Origin of the sequence: Mesorhizobium sp. M1D.F.Ca.ET.231.01.1.1, from assembly GCF_003999155.2 — a bacterium.
Lineage (GTDB): Bacteria > Pseudomonadota > Alphaproteobacteria > Rhizobiales > Rhizobiaceae > Mesorhizobium.
Genome location: NZ_RZOZ02000003.1, coordinates 23,306 through 42,598, shown reverse-complemented (window position 1 = coordinate 42,598; position 19,293 = coordinate 23,306). Strand labels below are relative to the sequence as shown.

Sequence of the window (19,293 nt, the reverse complement as noted above, 5' to 3'; positions counted from 1 at the left end):
AAACAACGCAAGCGAATTCGTTGCTGCGCCGCAGCATGGCGAAAAGGGTGGTTGAAATCATTGGGAAATAGCCGCGGGCTGCTTCAGCCGGATCGTTCGTCAGCCGGCTCAGAGCAACTCAGGAAAGGTGTGAACGCTCTAGCTGACCGTCTTCGTGCTGACCGTCACCGGCCGGATCGGCGGCGCGGGCGGCAGCAATTCGCGGATGTCGGCGAAGGGGAAGACAGGATCGAAGCGGAAGGCCTCGGCCAGTGCGCCGGGCTCGCCGTTGCATTGCCCGGCGCGAAACGCGTTCTGCGTGCGCGCGCCTTCGACGAAGCGTTCCGGATCCTGCGAGCGATGCGCGCGGATCGCTTGCGCCTTGATGTCCCAATGCGCGGAGATGTCGACATAGTGCGTCGGCGAAAAGCCGGTGCCGCCGAGCGTGTCGGCATGCAGCACCGGCACCGCGAAGGACGCGGCGATGCGCACGCCGTCCGACAGCGCCCGGTGGTCGCCGTGATAGTCGTTCGGCGCGTGGGTGATCGCGAGATCGGGCTTGACCTCGCCGATCAGCGCCTTCAGCGCGCCGATGAGCGCGGCGTCCGCGACCAGCGCTCCGTCGGGGAAGTCGAGGAAGCGCGGCGTGACGGCGAGCAGGCCGGACGCTTCGGTCGCCTCCTCGCGCCGCGCTTTGACGAGTGCCGCCGGATCGCCCTTGCCGCCTTTGGCTCCGTCGGTGGCTATCGCAAAAGTCAGCTCTGCGCCTAGCGCCTTGTAGGCAGCCAGCGTACCGAACATGAATATCTCGATATCGTCGGGATGTGCCCCCAGCGCCAGTATCTTCACGTCTACTCTCCCGGAAACCGAAACGTGCCGAACGGAATCCTGTTCGCCCTGATCGCCTATGCAAGCTATTCGTGCAGCGATGCCGTCATCAAGAGCCTCGGCGGGCAGTTCACCGTCTTCGAGATCGGATTCTTCGTGACCTTGTTTGCCGGCTGTTTCCTGTTCTTCACCCGCCCGGCCGATGAGCGGTGGCGCGACTTCTGGCGCACCAAACGCCCATGGGCGGTGCAGGCGCGCGCCTGGGCGGGCATCGCGTCGGGCGTGCTCAGCGTCTATGCCTTCACCACCTTCCCGCTTGCGGAAGTCTACGCGCTGATCTTCCTGGCGCCGCTGCTGGTCACCATTCTTTCGACCGTCATCCTGAAGGAAAGCGTCGGGCCCTGGCGATGGCTTGCCGTCGTCGCCGGCTTTGCTGGCGTCATGCTGGTGGTGCGGCCGGGCTTTCGCGAATTGCATCTCGGCCATCTCGCCGCCTTCGCCAATGCCTTCCTGGCGGCAACCAGCGTTATCCTGATGCGCTCGCTCGCCCAGCAGGAAAAGCGCACGACCATGCTGGGCACGCTGATCGGCTGCGGGTTGCTGTTCAACGGGGTCGGCGCGGTCGCGACATCTTTCTCGCTTCCCAATATCGGGCAATTGGCTTGGCTGGTGCTGGGCGGGATCTTCACCGCCGGCGGTCAACTGCTGCAGCTCCTGGCTGCCAAATACGCTCCGGCCAACCGGATCGCGCCGACGCATTATTCGCAGATCGTCTGGGCGGTTGTGCTGGGAGCGCTGTTCTTCAAGGAATACCCCGATGCGCTTTCCCTGGTCGGCCTGGCCGTCGTCGGCGCCTCCGGCTTGCTGACCATGGTGCGCGAGGAGGCGCGGCTCGGCACCGTGCGCTGGAACCCGTTCACGCGCACCAGGCTGTGATTTGTCGGGGCGGTTGCGCGCTGTGCATTGCCGCTGATATGCGGGCGCCATGAGGACAGGACTTCTGCCGGATCTCCCGGTCACCGCCGCGCTGCCGGCGCTCGGCCAGGCGCTGGCCGAGCACAACAGCGCCGTGCTGGTGGCGCCGCCCGGCGCCGGCAAGACGACGCTGGTGCCGCTGGCGCTGCTCGATGCGCCATGGCTGGGCTCGGGTCGCATTGTCCTGCTCGAGCCGCGCCGGCTGGCTGCCCGCGCCGCCGCCCGCCGCATGGCCGAGCTGCTCGGCGAGGAGCCCGGCGGCACCGTCGGCTACGCCATGCGCATGGAGAACCGCACTTCGGCGCGGACGAAGATCCTCGTCGTCACCGAAGGTGTTTTGTCCCGCATGATCCTCGACGATCCGGAGCTGCCGGGCGTCTCTGCGGTGATCTTCGACGAATTCCACGAGCGTTCGCTCGACGGCGATTTCGGCCTCGCCCTGGCGCTCGACGTGCAGGGGGCGTTGCGGCCGGAGCTGCGCCTGCTGGTCATGTCAGCGACGCTCGACGGCGCGCGCGTTGCGAAATTTCTTTCAGGAGCACCGGTCATTGAAAGCGAAGGCCGCGCCTACCCGGTCGAGATCCGCTATGACGAGCGTCCGGCCGGCGTGGCCATCGAGGACGCGATGGCCAGGGCGATCCGCTCGGCTTTAGCCACCGAACAGGGCAGCGTGCTCGTCTTCCTGCCAGGACAGCGTGAGATCGAGCGCACGGCCGAGCGGCTTCTGGGCAATGTCGCGGCCGACACCGATATCGTCCCGCTCTATGGCCAATTGGACAACAGGGCGCAGGACGCGGCGATCAAACCGGCGCCGGCCGGCCGCCGCAAGGTGGTGCTGGCGACATCGATCGCGGAGACCTCGATCACCATCGACGGCGTGCGCGTCGTCATCGATTCCGGCCTGTCGCGGCTGCCGCGCTACGAGCCGGCAAGCGGCCTGACGCGGCTGGAAACCGTGCGCGTCAGCAAGGCTTCCGCCGACCAGCGCGCCGGCCGCGCCGGGCGCACGCAAGCCGGCGTTGCCGTCCGGCTGTGGCGCGCCGAGCAGACGGCAGCGCTTCCCGCCTTCACGCCGCCGGAAATCCTCGAGGCCGACCTGTCCGGCCTGCTGCTCGACTGCGCCGCCTTCGGCGTTGCCGATCCGTCGAGCCTGTCCTTTCTCGATCCGCCGCCGGGGCCGGCGCTCAACGAGGCGCGGGTGCTGCTGCGCGCGCTCCATGCCATCGACGACGCCGGCCGGCTGACCGAGGTGGGTGCTGCGATGCGCAAGCTGGCGCTGCCGGTGCGGCCCGCGCATATGGTGGCGGAAGCGGCGAAGGGCGGACAGGCGCTCGAAGCGGCGACGCTTGCCGTGCTGCTTACCGAGCGCGGACTCGGCGGCGACGGCGCCGATCTGGAACGGCGGCTGATGCGCTTTGGCAGCGAGAAATCGCCGCGCGCCAATGCAGCCAGGCAGCTGGCCGAACGCCTGGCGAAGCAAGCCGGCGGCGGAAAAAGACCTATGCCGGTTCCGGCCGGCGCGCTCCTCATCCACGCCTGGCCGGATCGCGTCGCCAGGGCGCGCGGCGAGCGCGGCCGTTTCGTCCTCGCCAACGGCTCCGGCGCCATGGTCGACGCCGCCGATCCGCTGGCCGGCGAGACCTGGCTGGTTGTCGCCGACCTCCAGGGCAAGGCGCAGAATGCCCGCATCACCGCCGCTGCTCCCGTCGACGAAGCCGACATCCGTGCAGCACTTGCCGACCGCATCGAGACGAAGCGCGAGACCGGCTTCGACCGCGAGCGGCGCGCCGTGCGCGTGCGCGAGGCTGCACGCCTTGGCGCCATCACGCTTGCCGAGCGGATGCTGCCGGCACCATCGGGCGCCGATGCGGATCGGGCAATGCTCGATGCGCTGCGCGAGCACGGCCTGTCGCTGCTCGACTGGAGCAAGGAGGCCGAGACGCTGCGCCAGCGGCTCGGCTGGCTCCATCGCGGCCTCGGCGCGCCCTGGCCCGATGTGACCGACGAAGCGCTTCTCGGCCGCCTCGACGACTGGCTGCTGCCGTTTCTCACTGGCGCGGCGTCGTTCTCCGCTATCAACTCCGGCGCGCTCGCGGCCGGGCTGATGTCGCTGGTCCCGCACGCGCTGCAGCGCAAGGTCGACGCGCTGGCGCCGACCCATTTCGACGCGCCTTCGGGCAGTCGGGTGCCGATCCGCTATGACGGCGAATGGCCGGTGCTGGCGATCCGCGTGCAGGAGCTGTTCGGCCTCGACCGCCATCCGGCGATCGCCGGCGGCACCGTGCCGCTGACGCTGGAGCTGCTGTCGCCGGCGCATCGCCCGATCCAGACGACGCGCGACCTGCCCGGCTTCTGGCGCGGTTCATGGGCGGATGTGCGCACCGACATGCGCGGCCGCTACCCAAAACATGTCTGGCCGGAAAACCCGCTGCTCGCCGCCGCCACCAGCCGCGCCAAGCCGCGCGGAACGTAGGTTCGTGCCGCTTTCGGCGGGCCATTCGTAGTGGGCAACGTGCGTTGGCGATTGGCGCAAACGCCCATCGCTTCGTCATCCACGGGCGGAGCAAGGAGCGAAGCGACGCGCGCAGACCCGAGGATCCATTCCGTTACCTTGATCGTAAATGCAGCGGAACAGAATTCTGAACCATCGCAAAGCTTCGAAGTCACGGAATGGATCCTCGGGTCTGCGCTCCGCTTCGCGTCGCTCCGCCCGTGGATGACGAAGTTGCGAGGGGCCTCGGCCAATCATCAAGCGCTCATGATGGTGAATCGAAACACCGGCTGCCGCCCAGTCAAGTCGCCTTCACAGCGCTACTAGCGCTCACCCTCCTGCGGTTATAATCGTAAGTCGATGATCAACATCCTGCGCGCGCCCGATTCCCAGCAGAGCCAGCGGCTGCGGCTCAACACGCTGATCCGCCTGCGCTGGCTCGCGATCGTCGGCCAGAGCGTCGCGGTGCTGGTCGTCGCCTACGGTCTGAAATTCCCGCTGCCGGTCTCGATGTGCTTCGCGCTTATCGCCTGCTCGGCCTGGATGAACCTCTGGCTCACCTTCCGCTATCCGGCGGCGCACCGGCTGACCCCGCTCTCGGCCTTCGTCATCCTGACCATCGACAGCCTGCAGCTGGCCGGCCTGCTCTATATCACCGGCGGTTTGACCAATCCGTTCTCGGTCCTGCTCTCGGTGCCGGTCGTCATCTCCGCCGCGTCGCTGCCGCTGCGCCTCACGGCGATGCTCGGCGCGCTGGTCATCGTGGCGGCCACGCTGCTTGTGTTCTTCCACCTGCCGCTGCCCTGGTACCAGGACGCGCCGCTGCCGATGCCCTTCATCTATGTCGCCGGCATGTGGATGGCGGTGTTCGCCTCGATCGCCTTCACCGCGATATACGCCTTCCGCGTCGCGGCGGAGGCGCGCCTGCTCGCCAACGCGCTCGCCGCCACCGAGCTGGTGCTTCAGCGCGAGCAGCATCTTTCCGCGCTCGACGGGCTTGCCGCCGCCGCCGCGCATGAGCTCGGCACGCCCTTGGCCACCATCACCGTCGTCGCCAAGGAAATGGAAAAGGCGCTGGGCGGGGACCCGAAATTCAGCGAGGACGTGAAGCTGCTGCGCTCGCAAAGCGAGCGTTGCCGCGAGATCCTGAAGCGGCTGACCAGCCTGTCCTCGGAGGGCGAGGCGCATCTTTCGCGCCTGCCGCTGACCTCGCTGGTCGAGGAGGTGACGGCGCCGCACCGCGACTTCGGCATCTCGATCCGACTGCGCCCCGGCGAGCGCATCGGCCCGGAGCCGGTCGGGCAGCGCAGTCCCGGCGTCATCTACGGGCTCGGCAACCTGGTCGAGAACGCCGTCGACTTCGCCAAGAGCACGGTCACCGTCAGCTGGAACTGGGACAATGAGGAGGTCTCATTCTCCATTATCGACGACGGCCCGGGCTTTCCGCCGGAGATCATCGACCGCATCGGCGAGCCCTATATGTCGACGCGCCAGGGAACTGAGGCCGGCGGCGGCCTGGGGCTCGGGCTTTTCATCGCCAAGACCCTGCTGGAGCGCTCGGGCGCCACGACCGATTTTCGCAATTCGAGCGGGCTCGGCGAGGGCGCGGTGGTGCAGATCACCTGGCCGCGCGGCGTCTTCCTCAACCCCGAACAGTTGTCCGGAACCATGTTCGACAATGCCTGAGCGTTGCGTTTGCTGCATGGCAGGTCTGTTGCCGGCTGTAAAAATTGGACATTGCTGTTGCAGAATTGTATCTGCGTAAAAGTAAGGCAGTAGGATGCTGATGAGATGAGCGCAGACGAAACCACTGGCGCAATGGTCGAAGGCGAGGACACCTCGCTGCTGATCGTCGACGACGACAAGCCGTTCCTCTCCCGGCTTGCCCGCGCCATGGAAACCAGGGGCTTCGCGGTCGAGACGGCGGAAAGCGTGGAGGAGGCCGTCGCCAAGGCGCGCGCCCATCCGCCGGCCTATGCGGTGGTCGATATGCGGCTGGGCGACGGCAACGGCCTCGACGTGGTCGCCGCCATCCGCGAGAAGCGTGACGATTCCCGCACCATCATCCTGACCGGCTACGGCAACATCGCCACCGCGGTGACCGCGGTGAAGCTCGGCGCCGTCGACTACCTGTCCAAGCCGGCCGACGCCGACGATGTCTTCGCGGCGCTGACCCGCACCGCTGGCGAGCGCGCGGCGCCGCCGGAAAACCCGATGTCGGCCGACCGCGTGCGCTGGGAGCACATCCAGCGCGTCTATGAAATGTGCGACCGCAACGTCTCCGAGACCGCCCGCCGGCTCAACATGCACCGCCGCACCCTGCAGCGGATACTGGCCAAGCGCGCGCCGCGCTGACCTTGCGTGCGTCGCCAGCGGCGCTTGCGCATCATCCGGCAACACTAGCCTGGCCGACGGGCCATGTGACGGAGGGGACATGCGCGACGAGCGGCCGAAATCGATCCTTCGCGAATTCCTCGACGGCGAGGCGGCCGGCGGCATCATCCTGATGGCGGCAGCGGCGCTGGCGCTAATCGTCGCCAACTCGCCGCTCGCCGATACTTACTTTGGCGTGCTCCACGCCTATCTCGGACCGCTCAGCGTCTCGCACTGGATCAACGACGGGCTGATGGCGGTGTTCTTCCTGCTGGTCGGGCTGGAGATCAAGCGCGAGATGCTGGACGGCCAGCTCTCGACCTGGCCGCGCCGCGTGCTGCCCGGTATCGCTGCCGCCGGCGGCATGCTGGTTCCGGCGCTGGTCTATGTCCTGATCAACCGCGACAATCAGGCCGCCCTTTCCGGCTGGGCGATCCCGACCGCCACCGACATCGCCTTCGCGCTCGGCGTGCTCTCGCTGCTCGGCAACCGCGTGCCGGCGTCGCTGAAGGTCTTCCTCACCGCTTTGGCCATCATCGACGACCTCGGCGCCGTCATCATCATCGCGCTGTTCTACACCAGCGGCCTGTCGCTCGCCTATCTGGCGGCGGCCTTCGCGGCCATCGCCGTGCTGATCGTGCTCAACCGCATGCGGGTGATGAAGCTGTTGCCCTATCTCGTGATCGGCGCGGTGCTGTGGGTGCTGGTGCTGAAATCGGGTGTGCATGCCACGCTCGCAGGCGTGGCGCTGGCGCTCACCGTTCCGCTCGAGCGTTCGCCCGGCATCGGCCACGATCTCGAGCATTCGCCGCTGCACCGGCTGGAACACGGCCTGCATAAGCTCGTCCCCTTCATCGTCATCCCGATCTTCGGCTTCGCCAATGCCGGCGTGTCGCTCGGCGGTTTGAGCTTCGCCGCCTTGGTCGAGCCGCTGACGCTGGGCGTCGCCGCCGGCCTGGTGCTCGGCAAGCTGGTCGGCGTCTTCGGCTCCTCGGCCGTCGCCATCCGGTCCGGCCTCGCCGACCTGCCGGTCGATGCCGGCTGGCTGCACATGCTGGGCATCTCGCTGCTGTGCGGCATCGGCTTCACGATGAGCCTGTTCATCGGCCTGCTCGCCTTCGCCAATGACGCGGCGCTCCAGGACGCGGTGAAGGTCGGCATTCTTGCGGGTTCGCTGGTTGCGGCACTGGTCGGCGCCGCGGTGCTGCTGGTCGCGCCGGCGATCGGAGAAACTGAAGAGGCGGAGGACTAGCGCGTTTCACCGTTTCACGGAAACGGCGAAACGCCCTATCTCCTTGTTTTTACGCAATTCCGGACGGACAACCGCTTACACTTTTCCTGGAATTCCTCTAGACTAAGCTGGCGGCAGGCCGAAGGCGGCGAACAGATCGGGTCCGAGCGGCGGCACATAGATCGTCAGGGAAGCAATAGCGCCGCCGTCAGGCTCGATGACATGCAGTGAGTGCGGTCGCCACGCTTGATCTTGATGGCTCCGCGCGTAGACACCGGCGGCGGGCTGGCCGTTGGCCCTGGTGGCCACCGTGCGATAGCCGGCAAAATTGCCCCACACGGTCGCGAGGAAGCCGCGGATTGCCTCGCGGCCGTAATACCATTCCCGCCATGGCGGCATGTGGTAGGCGGCGTCTTCCCGCAGCAGGTCGACGAGGCCGTCGAGATTGTCGGCCTGCCAGGCTTGCATGTAGCGTTCGAGCAGCAGGCCCTCCTGCTGGCTTGGCCGTGACGGCTGCGAGGGGCGGCCCTCGGGATATCGCTCTCCAAGCTTGGCGCGGGCCCGCTGCAGCGCGCTGTTGATCGAGGCGGTCGACCCGCCCAGCAGTTGCGCTGTCTCGACGGCGGACCATCCCAGCACGTCGCACAGAAGCAGGGCGGCCCGCTGCCTTGGCGGCAGGAGCTGGATCGCCGCGACAAAGGCGAGTTGCACCGCCTCCCGGGCCTCGTAGCGCGCCTCCGGACCGGGCTCGATCGCGGCGAGGTTCGGAAGCTCGCTGTCCGGATAGGGCTCCAGCCAGGCGATCTCAGCGGCGGGTCCGCCGCTGGCCGATCCGTCGGAGGGCGCTCGTCCGGGCAGTTCCAGCATGCGGCGCGATGCTGCTCTGGCCTTGATGGCATTGAGGCAATTGTTGGTGGCGATGGCGTAGAGCCAGCCGCGCGCGGAGCCCCGCCCATCGAATTGCAACCTTGCGCGCCAGGCGCGGAGCAGGGTGTCCTGGACAAGGTCCTCCGCCTCGTTGAGCGAGCCCATCATCCGGTAGCAGTGCAGCTTGAGCTCGCGCTTGTGCGCCATGGTCAGGCGCTCGAAAGCCAGCCGATCGAGGATCGGCTGGCCTGACCGGCCCAGGGGCCCGAGAGGGTCAGGAGCGTCCGTCATGCGGGGCCCGCGATGCTGGAGTTGGCCGGCATCCTGCGCGCCTCATGCCGCCGCCGCAAGTCCTGCGCCGCTGACCGCGAACGAGCTGCCCTGCGGCGTCGTGGTGGCAAGCTGAACCACCGCGCGCCCGACATCGGCCGGGGTCTGCATATCGCTCAGGCTGGCGAGAAAGTCCGCCGGGCGAATACCCATATAGGCCGAAATGCCGTCTATGCCGCGATCGCCGACCCCGGTGCCGGGCATGATGCGCATCGGCGAGAGCGCCATGAAGCGCAGGCCGAGGCCGAGCCGATCCGATTCCTTTTGGCAGTGGCCGGCGAGGAACACCTGCATGCGTTTGGCGCCGCCATAGCTGCCGGAATTCGGCGGCCCGCCGCTGAAGGCCGCCCCGCTGGAGATCAGGATCACCCGGCTGCCCGGCTTCAGCCGCCCCTGGAGCGCTGCCCTGCAGAACAGGAACGACGCCTTGACGTCCGTCTCCCAGTTTGCCGAGAACACCTCCCAGCTCTGCTCCTGCACCGGCGCGGACGGGGCAAGCGCGCCCGCCGAGACCACCAGCACGTCCGGCGCAAGCGCCTCGAAGACCGTCTCGGGCGTCGTCTCGTCCGTCGCATCGGCCGCAAGCGTCCTCACGCCGGGCAATTCCCAGCCGAGCTGTTTGAGGTCCGTTGCGCCGCGGGCGACGGCGAGCACCGCCGCCCCTTCGCCAAGCGCTGCTTCCGCGATCGCGCGGCCGACACCTCGGCTGCCTCCGATGACGACGACATTCTGACCTTTCAACGATGCCATGGACCACCTCTTTTTCCTGGCCGCCGGACCATCCGGACGCGCCATGCAGGTAAGGACAGCCGGGGCAAGCGGAAATCATCGGTGAGCGTCAAACAATTTTCACGGGCGACCGCAAAGGTCGCGGCACTCTTCCTTCTGCCCGTTTGCGGGGAGAAGGTCCCCGGCAGGGGGATGAGGGGCGGCGCAAGCGCCGCAGGCGAAGCCTCAACAGGCCGAATGAGCCGGTCTATTCGCTCTCGCCCTCGAGCGCCGGCACCGCGACACCGGCAAGCTCCGCAGCCAGCAGTCTGGCCGCGCCCGCGCGGGCGATCCTCAGCATCAGCGCTTTGCGCGTCGCGGCCGCCATGCGGTGCTCCGGCGCTTCGCGCAGGATCTCGGCGCCATAGCCGTCGGAGAGGATGAAGCCGCATTCCTCCGGAAAAATCTCCTGCGGCACGCCGGGATGGGTGGCGAAGAAGAACCGGTCCGAATGCAGCCGGTAGTCAGGCCATTTGCGGTCGACGCGAAAATCCTCGATCGAGGATTTGATCTCGATGATCCAGATGTCGCCCTGCCGGGTCAGCGCCACGAGATCGGCCCGCCGCCCGGTGGCGAGCGACAGCTCCGGCAGCACATGCGCGCCCATTTCGGTGAGCAAGCGCTGCACGCCGCGCCGCACCAGCATGGCGCGCTCGGACTGGCGGCCGTCGATCAGCGGGTTGAGGGGAATCGGGGAAACGATGGGCATGGCCGGCACCATGCCAGATTTTGTTCACGGTTTGAACCCCCTTGGCAGGGGCGATTATATATTTGACAGACCCTACCCGAGTTCCCCTTCGAAGATGACCAGGACGCGGTTCGACGCTTGCAGCGCAAGCCGCTTGGCTTCGTCATAGGCCGGGTCGGCATAGCAAGCCTTGGCGATTTCCAATGTCGGGAATTCGACGACGACTAGCCTGCCCGCATCGCGCGCCTCCACTAGCAAGGGCGGGTTTTTCATCGAACTGAGGCGCGCTTGATACTTCTCGCCTATGGGCTTCCACAACCGTCCATATTCGGCTTGCGCTTGCTGGTCCGAAATCTCGGTGCCAACGATGAGCCAGTATCCCTTCACGGTGAAGCGCTCCTTGCCGCTAAAGTGTTGCTGGCTCGCGAGCTAAGATGGGGATCGGACGCTTGTCCAGGTCCGGCGCGATGCCATCAGGCCGCCCCCGCCATGTCATCCAGTATCGGGCAGTCCGGCCTGTCATCGCCGTGGCAGGCGTGGATCAGCTTCTGCAGCGTCGCGCGCATCGACTGCAATTCGCGCACCTTCTCCTCGATCGCCCTGACATGGGCGCTGGCGATTTCGCGCACGTCGTGGCTGGCGCGGTCGCGGTCCTGATAGAGCGCCATCAGCTGCCTGCAATCGTCGATTGAAAAGCCGAGGTTGCGGGCCCGGCGCAGGAAGGCCAGCCGGTGGATGTCGTCGCGCGAGTAGTCGCGGTAGCCGTTATCGGCCCGGGCCGGCCGGATCAGGCCGATCTCCTCATAATATCTTATGGTCTTGGCCGGCAGGCCCGAACGCTCGGCAGCATCTCCGACATTCATGGCGCTCTCCTTGATCTCTGGCGCCCTTCCGGCCGCCCCATTGATTTTGCTTCACAATCCTGTGAGCCCTGTTGCCGAAATGCCGCAGTTCGGCACTTACCGGCGCGTCAGCCCATGCATATAGGCAGTGCGCGCTTGGCAAGCAAAAGAAATGCCAGCATGAATGATGGCGGGAAAGCGGCCGACTCGTGCCGCTGATATAACGGCAGGGCGTCGGACCTTTCATGCGCTTGAAGTCACTTGCAATCCTCGCCGCCCTTGCGCTCTCGACCGCGGTCAGCGGCTGCAGCACCATCGGCGGGCAACTCTTCACCAACAACTATGGCGCGATCACGGATGCCGGCTATCATCTGCCGCGCATCCCGATCGAGAAGGTTCCGGCCCGCTTCCACCGGCAGGAAGTGCGCTACGACACTTCGGAGAAGCCGGGCACCATCATCGTCGACACCCAGAACAAGTTCCTCTACTTCGTCGAGGGCGACGGCCTGGCGATCCGCTACGGCATCGGCGTCGGCCGCGAAGGCTTCGAATGGCACGGCACCGCCCATATCGCGCTGAAGCGCGAATGGCCGACCTGGACCCCGCCTTCGCAGATGATCAGGCGCCAGCCCGAACTCGCCAAGTTCGCCGGCGGCATGGACCCCGGCCTGATGAACCCGCTCGGCGCGCGCGCCATGTATCTCTTCAACAAGGGCGGCGACATGGGCTACCGCCTGCATGGCAGCCCGGAGTGGTTCTCGATCGGCAAGGCGATGTCGTCGGGCTGCATCCGGCTGATGAACCAGGACATCATCGATCTCTACGACCGCACCTCGGTCGGCGCCAAGGTCATCGTGATGTGATCACGATGACCGCGGACAAAAGCTTTCGTGCGCGGACCGTCTAGGCAACAACAGACGTCCACAGACAGAAAACCGGGCTGTTGGGGCCCGGTTTTTTGTTTTTGGCGATTAGTATCGCAGCAGACGCTGCGAAAATGATCAGGCGACCTGCTCGACCTGCTGAACCTCGGGAACGAAATGGCGAAGCAGGTTCTGGATGCCGTGCTTCAGCGTCGCCGTCGATGACGGGCAGCCGGCGCAGGCGCCCTTCATGTGCAGGAACACGGTGCCGTTCTCGAAGCCGCGGAAGGTGATGTCGCCGCCGTCCTGCGCGACAGCCGGGCGCACCCTGGTGTCGAGCAGCTCCTTGATGGTCAGCACCAGCTCCTCGTCGGCCTTGTCGTAGAACTCGCCGGTCTGGCCGGATTCGCTCGTGGGAGCCGTCGAAGCCATGACGGGGGCGCCCGACATGAAGTGCTCCATGATGGCGCCGAGGATCGCCGGCTTCAGGTGCTGCCAGTCCGGCCCGTCCTTGGTCACGGTGATGAAATCGTAGCCGAAGAAGACGCCGGTCACGCCGGGGATCTCGAACAGCCGGCCGGCCAGCGGCGAGGCCTCGGCGGCCGTTGCGGCGTCGCGGAAATCGGCGGTGCCCTCGCGCAGCACTTCCTTGCCGGGCAGGAACTTCAACGTCGCCGGGTTCGGCGTCGATTCGGTCTGGATGAACATGCGTATCTCCAGGCCCTTCCCGGGCCGATAGTTTGGAATAGTTCTAAATAGGCTCTATCGGCTGGACATTCAAGCGAAACACGTCGCCCGAACGGCTGGCTGGCGGAATGTTTTTGCCGTGACGGAGCGCTCGATCACGGCAGGCCTATCCTCCGACTTCCACGCTGAGTTGTCCACTCGTCTTCTGGATGTTGACCTCGGCTCCGTCGGCCGTCCGCCAGAATTCGAGGTCGGCGCTTGCCTCCCCGACCCGCAGCCCGCGAAGCGCAATGCGGTTGACGAGGTCGGGCAAGCGCGGCCGCACGATCCGAAGCTTGCCGGCGAAGGCATCCGGCTCCAGGCCGAGGCAGGTAGTTATGAGGAACGGCACCGCTCCGGCCGCCCAGGCCTGCGGGTGGCAGGCCACGGGATAGTGCACCGGCACCTGAAAATCCTTGCGCGGAAAGCCAGCCATCGCCTCGGGCAGCCGAAGATGGCGGAAATGCATTGCCGCCTCGGTGATGGCTGTGAATATCCGCAGCGCGGCGTCGTCCTCGCCATATCGTCGGCAGCCGGCCGCCAGCAGCGCATTGTCGTGTGGCCAGACGGTTCCGAGATGATATCCGACAGGGCTGTAGCGGCGCTCCGTGGTCGAGAGCGTGCGCACGCCCCAGCCGCTGAACATGTCGTCCTGCATCAGCCGCCAAACCGTCCGGCGACCCTTGTCCTTATCGGCTATACCGGTCCACAACGCCTGCCCGGGATTTGAGGAAACGCACCCGACCTGGCGGCTTCGTGCTTCGAGCGCAAGGGCAAAGATGCCCTGCTCCTCGCACCAGAAGTCGCGGTTGAACCGTATCCGAAGCTTTTCGGCTTCGCCGCGAAGCTGCTTGGCGCGATTGCGTTCGCCTATGCGCTCGTAAAGATCGGCGATGGCATGCTTGGCGGCAAAGACATAGCCTTGCACCTCGACAAGCGCGATCGGCGGCCTGGCGATGCCGCCGTCGGTTCTGGCGATCGCGTCGGGCGAGTCCTTCCATCCCTGATTGATGAGGCCGCTCTCGCAGGGCCGGTATTTGAGATAGCCCTCGCCGCGGTGGTCTCCGGCCCTGGCGATCCAGCCCAGCGCTCTCTCGACGGGTTCCTGCAACTCGCGAAACAGCCCGAGATCGCCTGTCCATGCCGCGTAGCGGCCGAGCAGCATCAGGAAGAGCGGGGTCGCATCCACAGTGCCGTAGAACCTGGCATGCGGGACATTGCCCGCTCCGGCAAGCTCACCGACGCGCAATTCATGCAGGATCTTGCCGGGCTGCTCCTCCCGCCATCGGTCCGACCGACGCCCCTGATAGCTGGCGAGAAGACGCAGCGTCTGGGCGGCGATCTCCGGCTGAAAGGCGAGCATTTCGAGCGCGACGATCAGGCTGTCGCGCCCGAACAGGGCGACGAACCAGGGCACGCCGGCGGCAAAATACTCGCGGCTGCCCAGATCCGATCGGAGCATCGCCAGGTCGCGCAGCGAGCGATCCATGATCCGGTTGAGCAGCAGGCTGTCGCTGTCGAGCCTCGTATGCCGCTCCAGCCATTCCTCCGAGCCGGCCTGAAGGTTTACCGCAAGGTTGTCGAGCGCGACCGTCGGCCGCTGGTTCAGGTGGTTGGCTTCGGCATCTTCCGAATATTCATGCAGTTCTATCGTTACCGCGATGATCCGTGTTTCGCCTGCCGGCACGTCGATCTGGAACTCGGCCGTGGTTTCGTGCGCGGCGTCGGGCCGGGGCGAGAAGGCGATCGTCGCCGTCCTGCGCAGCCGGTCGGCGCCGTGATTGACAAAATGCAGCCGGCCCTGTCGCCAGGCGGCCCGCTGGGGTCTGCCGAGGTCCTGCCGCACCAGCCCGCGCACGTCGAAGATGTCCTCGAAACCGGCGCGGAATTGCAAGGTCAGCGGAAAGCCGTGCCGCTGGTGGCCGAAGTTCTGGATGGTCAGAACCTCCCGCACGCATGTTTGCCCCGCATCGAGCATGCGCTCCCAGCGGATGCCGAGCTCATCCTTGGGGATCGTTTCTTCCCGCTCGAAATGCAGGTCGGGATTGGTCAGCTCAAAAAGCGCCGCGTAGCCCTTCTGCGCGGTCGAGGCGAGCACGATGGGCGTCATGCCAGCCAGCGCCATCCGATAGCCGCCGAGGAAGCGGCAGTCGTGGAAATAGAGCCCGAAGCCGTGCTCGCCTTTCATAGGGATCTGCGCATCCGAAGCGACGACGTAGTAGAGATCGAGGCTCTTGACGGTTACCGCGCCCGCGATGCTGTCGACCATCGCCGGATGGCGCTTGGCGAGCAGACGATGTCTGCGTCCATGCCGCGCAAGGGGCGGGGGCTGCCGGGCTTCCTGCCGGGCTCGTGCACGCTGCGGGCGGGGTGGCGTCGCGGCGGGTTCGGCCGCCCTGTCTTGCGGCTTCGACGTACCGCTCCGCTTCGTCTCCCGCTTTGATTTGGCCATCGGCGCTCCGTTTGGGATTGTCGTTTCGTCGACGATTCCAAATGGCGCGCCGCAAGCGCAGGCCAAGGGCCGCGTCGCAGTCCATGGTCGAGCGATTGCGCCGAAATAGCTCCAGGGACGTCGTCCGGCGGGAAGCGTCTGCCGGGTCGGGGAGAGGCCTTGGCCGATCAGGCCAGGCTCTCGATTTCCTCGTCGGAAAGGTTCTGCGGCACCACGGTGACCGGGATGGGGAAGGCGGCGCCCCGGCCGGCCACGGCGCTGACCAGCGGCCCGGGGCCTTCCTTGCCGGCGCCGGCCGCCAGCACCAGGATGGCGATGTCCTGGTCTTCCTCGATCAGCTTGTGGATCTCTTCGGTCGGCTTGCCCTCGCGCACCACCAGCTCCGGCTCGATGCCGACCTTCTGGCGCACCTTGTTGGCGTAGGTATCGAGCGCCGCGCGCGCGGTCGCGTTGGCTTCCTCGCGCATGATCTTCTCGACCCCCAGCCAGTGCTGGAAATCGTCCGGCTCGATGACATAGAGCAGCACCAGCACGCCGCTGGTGCTTTGCGCCCGCTTCGAGGCGTAGGCGACGGCGCGCTCGCATTCCGGCGTGTCGTCGATGATCGCCAGGAACTTGCGGCGATGGCCGGCTTCGCGGCTGAGGCGTTTGGAGACCATGTCTATCTGCCCGGTATCAATTCGGCCGCAATCTGCCACCGCCATGAACCGGCGGCAAGCGGCCGGGTCATGGCGACGGACTCAACCAGGTAGGATCGATCAGTCCTGCAGCAGGCCGATGATGTCGCGCACCGTCTTCATCGTGCCCTCGGCGATCGCGCGGGCGCGCTCGCCGCCATCCTTGAGCACGGCATCGACATAGGCGCGGTCGCCTTCGATGCGGCGCATCTCGGAGGCGATCGGCGCGAGCTTTTCCACCGCAAGGTCGGCCAGCGCCGGCTTGAACACGGAAAACTGCTGGCCGCCATATTCCTTCAGCACGTCGGCTTTGGAGATTTCGGCGAGCCCGGCATAGATGCCGACCAGGTTTTCGGCTTCCGGCCGGGTTTCCAGCCCGTCGAGCTCGCTCGGCAAGGGCTCTGGGTCGGTCTTGGCCTTGCGGATCTTCTTCGAGATGGTGTCGGCGTCGTCCGTCAGGTTGATGCGCGACAGGTCCGACGGATCGGACTTCGACATCTTCTTCGAGCCGTCGCGCAGGCTCATGATGCGCGCCGCCGGACCGCCGATCACCGGTTCGGTGATCGGGAAATAGCCGTTCACGGTCTCCTCGCCGACCTGCATCTCGACGCCGACGCCAAGTGCCGCGATGCGTTCCGAGAAGTCGTTGTTGAATTTCTGCGCGATGTCGCGGGTGAGCTCCAGATGCTGCTTCTGATCCTCGCCCACCGGCACATGGGTGGCGCGGTAGAGCAGGATGTCGGCGGCCATCAGGCTCGGATAGGCGAGCAGGCCGAGCGACGCGTTCTCGCGGTCCTTGCCGGCCTTGTCCTTGAACTGCGTCATCTTGTTCATCCAGCCGATGCGCGCCACGCAGTTGAAGATCCAGGCAAGCTCGGCGTGCTGGATGACCCGCGACTGGTTGAAGACGATGTGCTTCTTGGGGTCGATGCCGGAGGCGAGGAACGCGGCGGTGATCGAGCGCGTCTGGTCGCCGAGATCCTGGTGGACGAGCTGCGCCGTCAGCGAATGCAGGTCGACGACGCAATAGATGCAGTCGGACTGTTCCTGGAGGGCAACGAATTTCTTGATGGCGCCGAGATAATTGCCGAGATGCAGATTGCCGGTCGGCTGGACGCCCGAAAAGACGAGTGGCTTGAAGGCGGACATGATTTCCTCATGGCTTGTGGAGGGCCGTCTAAGCATGATTCCAAAAAGTTGCAGACTTTTTGGAGCCAATCATGCGGCTGGAAACCGCGCGCGGCGAAAGTCTTGCGACGGCGCGCTTATGGACGAAGGCGAAAAACGCGGCAAGAGATATCAGCGGGCTGGCCGAAACTTGGCGAGCAGCTGCGTTCCCTTTGCAACAATGCTTCGCCACCCAAGCGGCGTAACCTCGATGTCGGCTACGCCGATGCCGTTGCGTCCTGCGGGTCTCTGCAATCTGGTGAGGTGAAGCTCGAGGATCGTATGATCGTCCTTTCGCAGCGCCGTTTCAAACGTCGCTTGCGCGGTCCAGAGATCGCCCTCCTGGCGCGCTCCGGAAACGCTTGCCGCAACCGGCTCGCCGTTTGCAGCCAGTTTGAGCCCGGTCAGCGCCTCGCGGTGAAGGTGCCATATGTCCATGCGAATCCGCGCCTTGCCGTCATATTTGAACGGCACAAGCAGCTTTGGCCGCGGATTGCAGCCAACCCAGATTGTCCAGCCGGCGGCCGTTTGGAGCGGAAACCAGTCGAGCGCCTTTGCCGTGTTGTCCTGCCTGATGACCTCGCGCCGCCTGAGGTCGCGCAGGTCGGGGCGGACGATGCCCTTGTTCGTCGCGATCTGGGTCGCAAGCTGGCCTTTCTCGAATTGCTCGTAATCCGGATGGACGACGACCATGTAGGCGTTGGCTGCCTTCGCCTTGGCCACTTCGGAGGCCAGATAGCCGTCAAATCCAGGCCGGGCCATTCGTCGGACCATTCGGTCCTGCTCGTCCGAGCTTTGGCTCAGATAGCTCAGGTAACGGTGACCGGCCGCGAATTTCTGGACGGTGATCCGCTGCGTCGACATGAAATGCATGCCTGACCTTGTCGCTCGAAGCATGAAGTCCGAGTCGACCGGCGCTGTTATCTCTTTCGGATTGCGCCACTTGCCGAGCCGATCGACGACGTCGCGTCGGTGGCCGAAACTCGAAGGCGGAAAGAAGTGCTTCAGAGCGGCGTCCGGTTCACTGAATATGCCCGTCACCCAGCGATAATTGCTTGCCCTGGGCCCGTGAAAGATCGCGCCGCTGACGACAAAGTCCGGTCGCGGTTCTCGCCCGAAATGATCGGCGAGCGCCTGGAGATGGTCCGGAGCCCAGATATCGTCATGACCGAGATAGGCAATGTATTGCCCGCGCGCCATTTCTATCCCCGCATTGTTGGGAAAGGCCTGGCTGCCGCCGCGCTCTGGCAGGTTCGCCCAGCGGATTCGAGGAGACGCAAGCGCCCGGACCACATCGGCTGTATCGTCCGTGCAGCAATCGCCCACCACCAGCAGCTCGAAGTCCTGGCGGGTTTGGCGCAGCACCGAATGTATCGACGGAAGAATGTGCCTGCCGCGATTGTAGGTCGCCATGATGACGGAAAACGTCGTCACCTTATTCGAATCTGTACGGGACGCCCGGGTGATCGAAAGGAATTCGCAATTTGTCGGGAGTTTCAGGGTCGTAGAAGTTGGTCGGCATGTTGACGAATGTCGCGGTGCTCTTGCCGCGATTTTGAACCCCATGAACGACACACGGCGGAATTGTCAGCAGGACCTTGTTGGCCGCGCCGACGTCGAGAATCTCCAGTTTTCGGTATGTCGGGCTATCCTCGCGCAGATCGTAGAGCACGACCCTGATGTCGCCATTTGTATAGGCGAGTCGGTCGAACTGCCGCCTGTGATAGACCCATGCCCTGATCGATCCCGGCTCGGCCGATACCAGATAGACATGCGGCGGCGGGGTGATGGGCTCTCGCAGCGCCGACATGAGAACCGTAAGATCGCCACGCTCGTCTCCACGTGTGATCAGCCGTTGAATCCGGACGCCGGCTATCAGATTGCCGTTGGAAATGTCCTCCAGCAAAGGAATCTCGTCGCGCCATGGTTTGTCATCAACGAAATCGTCAAGCGACAGCGTTTGCATTCAACGGATCTCCAACCGGCTCGCTGACGAAAGGTAATACACGACCTGGCGCTGGCGTCTCAACAGCTGG

At 65.7% G+C, this 19,293-nt stretch carries 18 protein-coding genes; 6 read left to right on the top strand and 12 right to left on the bottom strand.

All coding sequences use genetic code 11. From position 1 onward, the window contains the following. Positions 1–138: 138 nt before the first annotated feature. The gene (locus EN874_RS09680) at positions 139–828 is read right to left on the bottom strand and encodes a PIG-L deacetylase family protein (RefSeq protein WP_127424583.1); all 690 of its coding nucleotides are present in this window, start codon (positions 826–828) and stop codon (positions 139–141) included. Positions 829–852: 24 nt separating this feature from the next. Here EN874_RS09680 and EN874_RS09675 point away from each other — a divergent pair, with 24 nt between their 5' ends. The 5 genes from EN874_RS09675 to nhaA all read left to right on the top strand — a co-directional run bounded on the left by EN874_RS09675 (position 853) and on the right by nhaA (position 7,898). Next, positions 853–1,743 (top strand): DMT family transporter, encoded by an 891-nt coding sequence (locus EN874_RS09675; protein WP_127424582.1) that lies wholly within the window; start codon positions 853–855, stop codon positions 1,741–1,743. A 49-nt stretch (positions 1,744–1,792) separates the two neighbouring features. Next, positions 1,793–4,255 carry an ATP-dependent helicase HrpB gene (gene hrpB / locus EN874_RS09670; RefSeq protein ID WP_127424581.1) on the top strand — a complete coding sequence of 821 codons (2,463 nt, stop codon included), beginning with the start codon at positions 1,793–1,795 and terminating at the stop codon, positions 4,253–4,255. Positions 4,256–4,633: 378 nt separating this feature from the next. Next, positions 4,634–5,959: an ActS/PrrB/RegB family redox-sensitive histidine kinase gene (locus EN874_RS09665; RefSeq protein WP_127424580.1), complete on the top strand. Its 1,326-nt coding sequence runs from the start codon at positions 4,634–4,636 to the stop codon at positions 5,957–5,959. A 105-nt stretch (positions 5,960–6,064) separates the two neighbouring features. Beyond that, positions 6,065–6,628 carry an ActR/PrrA/RegA family redox response regulator transcription factor gene (locus tag EN874_RS09660; protein ID WP_127424579.1) on the top strand — a complete coding sequence of 188 codons (564 nt, stop codon included), beginning with the start codon at positions 6,065–6,067 and terminating at the stop codon, positions 6,626–6,628. A gap of 79 nt (positions 6,629–6,707) precedes the next feature. Next, complete coding sequence (nhaA, locus tag EN874_RS09655; RefSeq protein WP_127424578.1) at positions 6,708–7,898, top strand: Na+/H+ antiporter NhaA; 1,191 nt, start codon at positions 6,708–6,710, stop codon at positions 7,896–7,898. 102 nt (positions 7,899–8,000) lie between these two features. Here the strand turns inward: nhaA and EN874_RS09650 are convergent, their stop codons facing one another. The 5 genes from EN874_RS09650 to cueR form a co-directional block, all read right to left on the bottom strand. Further along, positions 8,001–9,035 (bottom strand): RNA polymerase subunit sigma-70, encoded by a 1,035-nt coding sequence (locus tag EN874_RS09650; protein ID WP_127424577.1) that lies wholly within the window; start codon positions 9,033–9,035, stop codon positions 8,001–8,003. A gap of 42 nt (positions 9,036–9,077) precedes the next feature. Continuing rightward, on the bottom strand, positions 9,078–9,824 hold the full coding sequence (locus EN874_RS09645) for an SDR family oxidoreductase (RefSeq protein WP_127424576.1): 747 nt from the start codon (positions 9,822–9,824) through the stop codon (positions 9,078–9,080). A 226-nt stretch (positions 9,825–10,050) separates the two neighbouring features. Then, complete coding sequence (locus EN874_RS09640; RefSeq protein ID WP_168247447.1) at positions 10,051–10,551, bottom strand: MmcB family DNA repair protein; 501 nt, start codon at positions 10,549–10,551, stop codon at positions 10,051–10,053. A gap of 72 nt (positions 10,552–10,623) precedes the next feature. Beyond that, on the bottom strand, positions 10,624–10,917 hold the full coding sequence (locus EN874_RS09635) for a DUF1330 domain-containing protein (RefSeq protein WP_127424574.1): 294 nt from the start codon (positions 10,915–10,917) through the stop codon (positions 10,624–10,626). Between the two features lie 86 nt (positions 10,918–11,003). Then, complete coding sequence (gene cueR, locus EN874_RS09630; protein WP_127424573.1) at positions 11,004–11,393, bottom strand: Cu(I)-responsive transcriptional regulator; 390 nt, start codon at positions 11,391–11,393, stop codon at positions 11,004–11,006. Positions 11,394–11,617: 224 nt separating this feature from the next. On the opposite strand from cueR, the gene EN874_RS09625 reads away from it, so the two are divergent. After that, positions 11,618–12,235: a L,D-transpeptidase gene (locus EN874_RS09625; protein ID WP_127424572.1), complete on the top strand. Its 618-nt coding sequence runs from the start codon at positions 11,618–11,620 to the stop codon at positions 12,233–12,235. Positions 12,236–12,373: 138 nt separating this feature from the next. Here the strand turns inward: EN874_RS09625 and EN874_RS09620 are convergent, their stop codons facing one another. The 6 genes from EN874_RS09620 to EN874_RS09595 all read right to left on the bottom strand — a co-directional run bounded on the left by EN874_RS09620 (position 12,374) and on the right by EN874_RS09595 (position 19,223). Beyond that, positions 12,374–12,943 carry a NifU family protein gene (locus EN874_RS09620; RefSeq protein ID WP_127424571.1) on the bottom strand — a complete coding sequence of 190 codons (570 nt, stop codon included), beginning with the start codon at positions 12,941–12,943 and terminating at the stop codon, positions 12,374–12,376. A 145-nt stretch (positions 12,944–13,088) separates the two neighbouring features. Further along, positions 13,089–15,230: an amylo-alpha-1,6-glucosidase gene (locus tag EN874_RS09615; protein WP_168247448.1), complete on the bottom strand. Its 2,142-nt coding sequence runs from the start codon at positions 15,228–15,230 to the stop codon at positions 13,089–13,091. Positions 15,231–15,580: 350 nt separating this feature from the next. Next, on the bottom strand, positions 15,581–16,072 hold the full coding sequence (locus EN874_RS09610) for a universal stress protein (RefSeq protein ID WP_127424569.1): 492 nt from the start codon (positions 16,070–16,072) through the stop codon (positions 15,581–15,583). 99 nt (positions 16,073–16,171) lie between these two features. After that, the gene (gene trpS, locus EN874_RS09605; RefSeq protein ID WP_127424568.1) at positions 16,172–17,239 is read right to left on the bottom strand and encodes a tryptophan--tRNA ligase; all 1,068 of its coding nucleotides are present in this window, start codon (positions 17,237–17,239) and stop codon (positions 16,172–16,174) included. A 150-nt stretch (positions 17,240–17,389) separates the two neighbouring features. Further along, on the bottom strand, positions 17,390–18,691 hold the full coding sequence (locus EN874_RS09600; protein WP_127424567.1) for a glycosyltransferase: 1,302 nt from the start codon (positions 18,689–18,691) through the stop codon (positions 17,390–17,392). 1 nt (position 18,692) lies between these two features. Then, entirely contained in the window at positions 18,693–19,223 is a 531-nt protein-coding gene (locus EN874_RS09595; protein ID WP_127424566.1) for a dTDP-4-dehydrorhamnose 3,5-epimerase family protein, read from the bottom strand. Between the last annotated feature and the right edge of the window lie 70 nt (positions 19,224–19,293).

What these genes read in the sequence shown, in the direction of transcription:
- EN874_RS09595 (WP_127424566.1), bottom strand. Translation starts at nt 19,223, where the DNA reads ATGCAAACGCTGTCGCTTGACGATTTCGTTGATGACAAACCATGGCGC.
- EN874_RS09640 (WP_168247447.1), bottom strand. Translation starts at nt 10,551, where the DNA reads ATGCCCATCGTTTCCCCGATTCCCCTCAACCCGCTGATCGACGGCCGC.
- EN874_RS09610 (WP_127424569.1), bottom strand. Translation starts at nt 16,072, where the DNA reads ATGGTCTCCAAACGCCTCAGCCGCGAAGCCGGCCATCGCCGCAAGTTC.
- EN874_RS09660 (WP_127424579.1), top strand. Translation starts at nt 6,065, where the DNA reads ATGAGCGCAGACGAAACCACTGGCGCAATGGTCGAAGGCGAGGACACC.
- EN874_RS09625 (WP_127424572.1), top strand. Translation starts at nt 11,618, where the DNA reads ATGCGCTTGAAGTCACTTGCAATCCTCGCCGCCCTTGCGCTCTCGACC.
- EN874_RS09650 (WP_127424577.1), bottom strand. Translation starts at nt 9,035, where the DNA reads ATGACGGACGCTCCTGACCCTCTCGGGCCCCTGGGCCGGTCAGGCCAG.
- cueR (WP_127424573.1), bottom strand. Translation starts at nt 11,393, where the DNA reads ATGAATGTCGGAGATGCTGCCGAGCGTTCGGGCCTGCCGGCCAAGACC.
- trpS (WP_127424568.1), bottom strand. Translation starts at nt 17,239, where the DNA reads ATGTCCGCCTTCAAGCCACTCGTCTTTTCGGGCGTCCAGCCGACCGGC.
- hrpB (WP_127424581.1), top strand. Translation starts at nt 1,793, where the DNA reads ATGAGGACAGGACTTCTGCCGGATCTCCCGGTCACCGCCGCGCTGCCG.
- EN874_RS09645 (WP_127424576.1), bottom strand. Translation starts at nt 9,824, where the DNA reads ATGGCATCGTTGAAAGGTCAGAATGTCGTCGTCATCGGAGGCAGCCGA.
- EN874_RS09615 (WP_168247448.1), bottom strand. Translation starts at nt 15,230, where the DNA reads ATGGTCGACAGCATCGCGGGCGCGGTAACCGTCAAGAGCCTCGATCTC.
- nhaA (WP_127424578.1), top strand. Translation starts at nt 6,708, where the DNA reads ATGCGCGACGAGCGGCCGAAATCGATCCTTCGCGAATTCCTCGACGGC.
- EN874_RS09665 (WP_127424580.1), top strand. Translation starts at nt 4,634, where the DNA reads ATGATCAACATCCTGCGCGCGCCCGATTCCCAGCAGAGCCAGCGGCTG.
- EN874_RS09620 (WP_127424571.1), bottom strand. Translation starts at nt 12,943, where the DNA reads ATGTTCATCCAGACCGAATCGACGCCGAACCCGGCGACGTTGAAGTTC.